Raw genomic sequence first — 6,753 nt, forward strand, 5'->3', positions numbered from 1 at the left:
GCCACCGCGGCCTGCCGGGCCTGCACCCGGAGGAGACGCAGGCCGCCTACGAAGGCGCGGCCGATGTCGGCGCCGATTCGCTCGAGGAAGACCTGCACCTCAGCAAGGACTGCGTGCTGGTCGCGCGCCACAACCCCTGGCTGAGCGACAACACCACCGTGGCGACGGTCGCCCTCACGGTGCCCGAGGTGGCTGCCCGCAAGCGCACGGTGGCCGGGCGCCCGGTCAACGTGACGTACACGGTGGCCAACGCCAACGAGCCGAAGACGTACCTGACCGACCTGACCGATCCGGCCGACCCCAAATCGGTGCTGAAGTCGTTGATCGTCGACGGCGAGGACCACACCAACGACTGGTCGATCAGCGACTTCACGGTCGCCGAGCTGAAGCAGTGGATCAAGGGCACGACCTATGACGCCCGCGCCGACCGCCCGACCGCCGAGAACGGCACGCAGCCGGTGCTGACGATGCAGGAGATCCTGAACATCGCGAAGGCGAAGAGCGCATCGACCGGCCGCACGCTGACGGTGTACCCGGAGGTCAAGAACCCGTACTGGAACAACCAGCAGGCGATCGCCAACGGCTGTGACACCGCGAAGACAGGCCACCCGTTCGAGGACGCGGTGCTGAAGTTCGTCGTCGACAACAACCTGAACGACCCGGCCGCGCCGATCTTCGTGCAGAGCTTCGACCCGGCCAGCCTGAAGTACCTGAAGCAGATCGGCCTGAAGGCGCGCAAGGTGCAGCTGATCGACGGCAACGACACGCACCTGGACACCGGCGTCGTCACCTACTCGACCTCCGACGTCTACACCTTCGTCGACGGCCGCCCGTACAGCTGGACGATCAACGGCGACGGCCGCTATTTCGACGCGATGCTGACGCCCGCGGGCCTGGYCGAGATCAAGACCTACGCCGAAGGCATCGGCCCGTGGAAACCGCAGGTGATGGCCTGGAAGCAGGTGCCGTACGCCGGCGGCACGAAGATGTCCGACATCAACAGCGTGACGCCGACCTCGCTGATCGCCGATGCGCACAAGGCCGGCCTGGTGGTGCACACCTACACCTTCCGCAATGAAAAGCAGTACCTGCCGGGCCTGTACAACGGCGATCCGGTCGCGGAGTACCTGCCGTACTTCCGTGCCGGCATCGACGGCGTGTTCACCGACTTCGCCGGCACCGGCGTGGCGGCGCGTGCGGCGTACCTGAAGGAACTGGGGCGCTGATCCTGTTGACGCTCAGTGGCGCGGCGGTCGGGGCTGCAAGGCCTTCAACCGCTTGCGCAGCAGGGCCTCGGGAATGCGTTGCATGCCGAGGGCGCTCATGCAGCGCTCCAGCCACCGATCACGCGTGAGCGCGGCGGTGAGCGATTTGGCGAGCGCCTCCTGCACGCTGTCGCCATAGGCGGTGGCCGCCTTCGCCAGCGCGCGGCCCAGCAGCGCGCGTGGCGCGACCATCATCGCGAGGTCGATCAGGTCGCGGCTGTGCGTGTCGCTGTCAACCAAGCGGTCGGCCCAGCGGTCGGTGTTCGCGAGCAGCTTGCCGGCCGCCATGTCCAGCGGGGTGAGCGTGGCGATGCCGGCAATGCGGTCCGACGGGCCGGGGGATTCGAACGCGATGCGGCCCTCGAGCACGATCTCGAACTTGATGGCCACGCCGTCGACGCGCAGCTGCGTGCGCAGACCGTACTGGTCGGCGCGCAGCGGGCGCACCGGGTCGAGCAGATGGCCCGGCGCCGCCAGCGCGCCGATGCCATCGGCGCCACCGGTCAACTGGCGCAGCGCACGATAGCCGTCGATGCCCGAGACGAGGAAGTCGACGTCGATCGATTCGCGGTACTCGCCATAGCGCAGCGCCATGGCCGTGCCGCCACCGAAGTAGCAGCCCTTGTCGTGCAGCAGCGGCGCGTTCAGCGAGCGCAGCAGCTGCTCGATGCGGCGGTGGTGCTCGCGTTCAAACAAGCAGGCGCCCTCCGCCGAGCGTGTGCGTCAGGCGCTCGATCAGCTCGCGCTCTTGCGGCCCGAGCGCACTCTGGTCGACGTGACGCCAGTTGCGCTCGTACAGGTCGAGCGCTTCCTGCGGCGTGAGCCGGTCGATGCCGTGCAGCTGCCAGGCCAGCGCGGCCAGTTGCGGGAAGTCGGACAGGCGCAGGGTCTCGGGCAGTACGCTCGCAGGCTGCTCGACGCTGCGCGGATCAACGATGTCGAGCCGAAGCCCCAGCGCCGTCACGGCATTCATCCACGCACCGATCGACACCGAAGCCTCGCCTTGCTCGATGCGGTGCAGCGTGACGCGCGACATGCCCGCGGCCTCGGCGGTGGTCGTGGCGCTGATGCGCAATTGCTTGCGCTGCGCGCGGATTCGCTGGCCGAGTTCGGCCAGCGCGCTGCTGCTGGCGTCCCGGAGTGGAGGAGAGGTGGCTGGCATGATGTTTCTCATTTTAGTCATTTGTCAGGAAATGCCCAAAATGAGAAACACTTTTGATTGACATCCAGCGTCACGCCCACGTCACCATCCGACATCACCATCGGCAGCTTCGCAACCGATGAGCTGTTCCCCATGACGCATTCCCTGCGCCACACCTTGATTCCTTCGGCGTTCGCGGCCATCGCCGTCCTCGCTGCCGTCACGGCCTGCGGCGGCGACAGCGGCAGCAGCGCCCCCGCGCCGACCCCGCCGGCGGCGTTCTCGCCGTCGGTCGCATTGATGACCGACGTGCACTTCGAGGACGTCTACGGCGACTTCAAGAACGGCAGCTTCAGCGGCATCCCGGGCACGGGCGGCAAGAACGCGACGATCCGCACGATGTACGCGCAGCTCACGTCGACGCGCCTGTTCAACGAGAACTACTTCGCCTTCCGCGCCGCGCTCGACGATGCCTTCGCGAAAGGCATCAAGTACGTCGCGCTGCCGGGCGACTACACCGATGACGCGCAGCCTGTGAACGTCGACGGCATCGCCGCGATCCTGCAGGAGTACCGCGCGAAGGGCATGCGCTTCTTCATCGCGCCGGGCAACCACGATCCCAACGAGCCGTTCGACGACGACGAGGCCGGCAAGAACGACTTCCTGACGAAGGACGGCAAGGAACAGAAGGTGTTCGCCACCGGCAACGCCGCCTGCAGGGCCGCCGACGCGACGGTGGTCTGCACCGACCAGCTGAAGGAGCTGGGCTACGAGAACATCATCGCGCGCCTGGGCGACTTCGGCTTCATGCCGACCTCGACCGACGTGCTGTGGGAGACGCCGTTCAGCCAGTACGCCAACGGCTACAACTACACCGACGCGAAGACGCAGTCGGCGCTGGCGAATCGCCAGTTCGAGATCTGTGCCGAAGGCGAGGGCGGCGCCTACAAGGTGGCCGGCACCACCTACACCAAGTGCGCCAACCTGGTCGACGCGAGCTACCTGGTCGAGCCGACCCCGGGCCTGTGGCTGCTGTCGATCGACGCCAACGTCTACATCCCGAACGCCAGGTTCGATGCCGCCAACCCGAAGAGCTTCAAGGGCTACGACGGCGCCGGCAACGCGGGCTGGAACAAGGTGCTGACGCACAAGAAGCACCTGATCGAGTGGATCACCAAGGTGAGCGCACGTGCCAAGGCCGAAGGCAAGCAGCTGATCGCGTTCTCGCACTACCCGACGATGGATTTCTACGCGAACCAGACCGACGCGATGAAGGCGGTGTTCAAGTCCGGCGCGTTCCAGACCGCACGCGTGCCGGAAACGGCGACCACCGCCGCGCTGGCCGCCACCGGCCTGCAGCTGCACGTCGGCGGCCACATGCACTTCAACGGCAGCAACGAGTACACCGACAACACCGGCCGCTACCTGGCCAACGTGCAGTCGCCGTCGCTCGCGGTGTACGGCGCGGCCTACAAGATCGTCACCTACAAGAGCGTTGACACGGCCGACGTGCAGACGGTGGCGCTGAACGACGTGCCGCGCTTCAAGGAGCTGTTCCCGCACTACCAGGTGGAGTACGACTACCTGCAGGCGAGCACGGTGCCGGCCGACATCGCCAAGCGCTGGAACCACGGCGTGCTCGATACCAAGAGCTACGGCGAGTTCACCCGCTACTACTTCGGCGAGCTGTCGCGCCTGCGCTTCATGGACGAGTACTGGCCGTGCGAGATGAAGGAAGCGGCAGTCAACCTGACGCTGCAGCAGATGCTGGTGCTGTCGCAGCTGGACACGGCCGTCACGCTGGCCCAGCTGAAGGATGCGCCGAACATCGTGCCGCTGAGCGCCGCCTGCGCCGCGGCCGGCACGCCGCCGGCCAGCCCGGTGGCCGCGCCGGCCACGCAGCTGGGCGCCGACTGGGCCACCGCCACCACCAAGGCGCGCGCGCTGGCCGTGGCCGCGGGGCTGGACTTCGACGCGCTGGCCGCCGTCACGCCGTACGAGTTCTACGGTGACTTCCACCGCACGGTGTACGCCGGCGAGCTGGCGCTGCGCGACATGGGCGAACTGCGCGTGAAGCAGTACAAGCTGCTGATGTCGGCCTTCCCGGCAGCGCCCGCGGCCATCGTGAAGGTCGGCGACAAGCCGTCGGACCAGAACGCGGTGCAGGTGGCCTTCCAGGCGCAGTTCAAGCAGGTCTTCGCGATCTTCAAGGGACTGGGTTCGGGCAAGCCGAGCGGCCACTTCACGATCGACTTCAAGAACAGGAAGCTGGTGAACGCCGACACCGCCGGGGTCAGTTTCAACTGATGAAGTGATTTGATGGCAAGCTCCGGGGTCCTTTCAAAGACTCCGGAGACTGCCATGCCCAAGGGCTACTGGATCGTGCGTGCCGACATCACCGATCCCGAGGTGTACAAGACCTACCAGGCGGCCAATGCCGCACCGTTCAAGCGCTTCGGCGCGCGCTTCCTGGTGCGCGCCGGCGGCTTCGAGGTGGTCGAGGGCAGCAGCCGGGCGCGCCACGTCGTGCTGGAATTCCCGTCCTACGAGGCGGCGCTCGCCTGCTGGAAGTCGGACGACTACCAGGCCGCGATCAAGCTGCGCGAGAAGGTCTCGACGCTCGACATCGTCGTGATCGAGGGCTACGAAGGCCCGCAGCCCTGAGCCAACCGAGACTTTGCACACGGCTCGCGGCGTCGGCTTCGAGTCAGACCGTCTCAAGCCGCCGGTCGGCGGGGCCGATAAAGCCGTGTGGTCTCCTTCACCCGCCTCATCGCCCCCTGGCAGCGCCGTGTCGCTGCCGCGTGCCTGCTGTTGCTGGCGGGCGGCGCGCTGACGCTGGCCCGCCCGGCGCATGCCGGCACCATCGGCAGCGCCGTCTTCGCGATCGAGGCCCGCCACGGCAACGAACCCAGCGCCGTCATCGCCGAACTGCGCCCGATCGAGCCGCAGGCGCGCGCGAGCGGTGGTGACGACCTGCGCATCTTCCTTGCCGCCTGGGGCTATGCCCATGCCGCGATCGACAAGCCGGCCGTGGCCGAGGCCGCGATCGAGGAACTCACCGACATCGGCCAGCGCACGCAGGATGCCGCCGCGCTCGCGTCGGCCTACACGCTGAAGGCCTGCGTGCTGCAGTTCTCCGGCCAGGTGCGCGCCGCGTTCGGCTGGATCGAGAGCGCGGTGCCGCTGGCCGACAAGGTGAACAGCCCCGACCTGAGCTACTGGGTCGACATGACCGCCGGCGACCTGGCCACCTCGAACGGCCAGATCGACGAAGGCATCCGCCTGCTCGAAGCCGCGGCGCTGGCCGCGCGCACCGGCCGCAACCCGCGCCGCGAGGCCCAGGCCTTCCAGGCGCTGGCGCCGCTGCGCATCGTCAAGGGCGACACCACCGCGGCGTTGGTGGAATCGCGCCGGGTGCGCGAGCTCGCCAGCCGCGCCGGCGACGTTGCGCTGATCACCTCGGGCTGGATCATGGAGGCGCTGGCTGCCGAAGCGTCGCAGCAGCCCGAGCGTGCCGAGCGCGCGCGCCAGCAGGCCGCGCTCACCGGCAGCGTGGTGCGGCCGGCGTCCGGCGTCAACTCGCAGATGGGCGGGGCGAGCTGGCTCAGCACCGAGGTCGACACGCTGCTGACGATGTCGACGCTGTACCTCGGCCACCGCGATTTCGCAGCGGCGCGCGAGTTCGCGCTGCGCACGCAGCGCCTGGCCGACCAGCGGCAAGACCCGGGCACGGCCGCGCGCGCGATGGTCAACCAGGGGCTGGCCGAGCTCGGCGCCGGCCACCTGCTGACCGGCCGGCAGCTCGCCGACCAGGGCCTGGCGATGCTCGGCAAGGCCGGGCGCAATGCCGAATACCTGATCCAGCTGAACCGCTATGCCGTGGCGCTGGAGCGCGCCGGGCAGGCCGTGCCGGCGCTCGACCGCCTGCGCGAGGCGCTGCTGCTCGAGACCGAACTGGAGCGCCGCGACCGCCAGAGCACCGTCGTCGCGCTGCAGCGCGAATCGAGCTTCCAGCAGCGCCAGCGCCAGCTGGAGCAGCTGCAGCACGACAACGAGCTGCAGTCGGTCGAGATCTCGCGCCGCAAGAACGAGCGCGCGCTGGGCTTCCTGCTGGTGGTGGCGATGGCGATCGGCGTCATCGCGGCCTGGCGGTTGTACCTGCGCTCGCTCGACGCCAACCGCCGGCTCGCGCTCAACAACGAGGCGCTCGAATTCGCGAGCACGCACGACAAGGTCACCGGCCTGCTGAACCGCCGCGCGATGGAGGCCGACATCGCCTCGCTCGGCGGCCGGCCGTACTGCGCCGTGACGCTGTCGGTGAAACAGTTCGGCCTGATCGTCGGC

The 6,753-nt window shown here is 68.4% G+C and carries 6 protein-coding genes; 4 read left to right on the forward strand and 2 right to left on the reverse strand.

Going from position 1 to position 6,753, the window contains the following annotated elements; translation table 11 throughout:
* Positions 1-1,226, forward strand: a 1,226-nt coding sequence (locus tag AC1D12_RS20390; protein ID WP_477842501.1) for a glycerophosphodiester phosphodiesterase family protein, incomplete at its 5' end; no start/stop codon positions are given.
* Between the two features lie 12 nt (positions 1,227-1,238).
* Here the strand turns inward: AC1D12_RS20390 and AC1D12_RS20395 are convergent.
* Both AC1D12_RS20395 and AC1D12_RS20400 read right to left on the reverse strand, forming a co-directional pair.
* Positions 1,239-1,961, reverse strand: coding sequence for a nucleotidyl transferase AbiEii/AbiGii toxin family protein (locus AC1D12_RS20395; RefSeq protein ID WP_477825704.1), 723 nt, complete (start codon positions 1,959-1,961; stop codon positions 1,239-1,241).
* Positions 1,954-2,427, reverse strand: a complete 474-nt coding sequence (locus tag AC1D12_RS20400) for a helix-turn-helix domain-containing protein (protein WP_477825703.1) — start codon at positions 2,425-2,427, stop codon at positions 1,954-1,956. The genes AC1D12_RS20395 and AC1D12_RS20400 overlap by 8 nt, the downstream gene beginning before the upstream one ends.
* A 132-nt stretch (positions 2,428-2,559) precedes the next feature.
* Here AC1D12_RS20400 and AC1D12_RS20405 point away from each other — a divergent pair, with 132 nt between their 5' ends.
* From AC1D12_RS20405 to AC1D12_RS20415, 3 genes are all read left to right on the forward strand, one after another.
* Positions 2,560-4,713, forward strand: coding sequence for a metallophosphoesterase (locus AC1D12_RS20405; RefSeq protein WP_477842502.1), 2,154 nt, complete (start codon positions 2,560-2,562; stop codon positions 4,711-4,713).
* A 54-nt stretch (positions 4,714-4,767) separates the two neighbouring features.
* Positions 4,768-5,070, forward strand: coding sequence for a DUF1330 domain-containing protein (locus tag AC1D12_RS20410; RefSeq protein ID WP_047509394.1), 303 nt, complete (start codon positions 4,768-4,770; stop codon positions 5,068-5,070).
* Positions 5,071-5,157: 87 nt separating this feature from the next.
* Positions 5,158-6,753, forward strand: a 1,596-nt coding sequence (locus AC1D12_RS20415; protein WP_477842503.1) for a hypothetical protein, incomplete at its 3' end; no start/stop codon positions are given.

The organism is Rhizobacter sp. P1_G5 (assembly GCF_056405435.1).

What these genes read in the sequence shown, in the direction of transcription:
- AC1D12_RS20400 (WP_477825703.1), bottom strand. Translation starts at nt 2,427, where the DNA reads ATGCCAGCCACCTCTCCTCCACTCCGGGACGCCAGCAGCAGCGCGCTG.
- AC1D12_RS20405 (WP_477842502.1), top strand. Translation starts at nt 2,560, where the DNA reads ATGACGCATTCCCTGCGCCACACCTTGATTCCTTCGGCGTTCGCGGCC.
- AC1D12_RS20410 (WP_047509394.1), top strand. Translation starts at nt 4,768, where the DNA reads ATGCCCAAGGGCTACTGGATCGTGCGTGCCGACATCACCGATCCCGAG.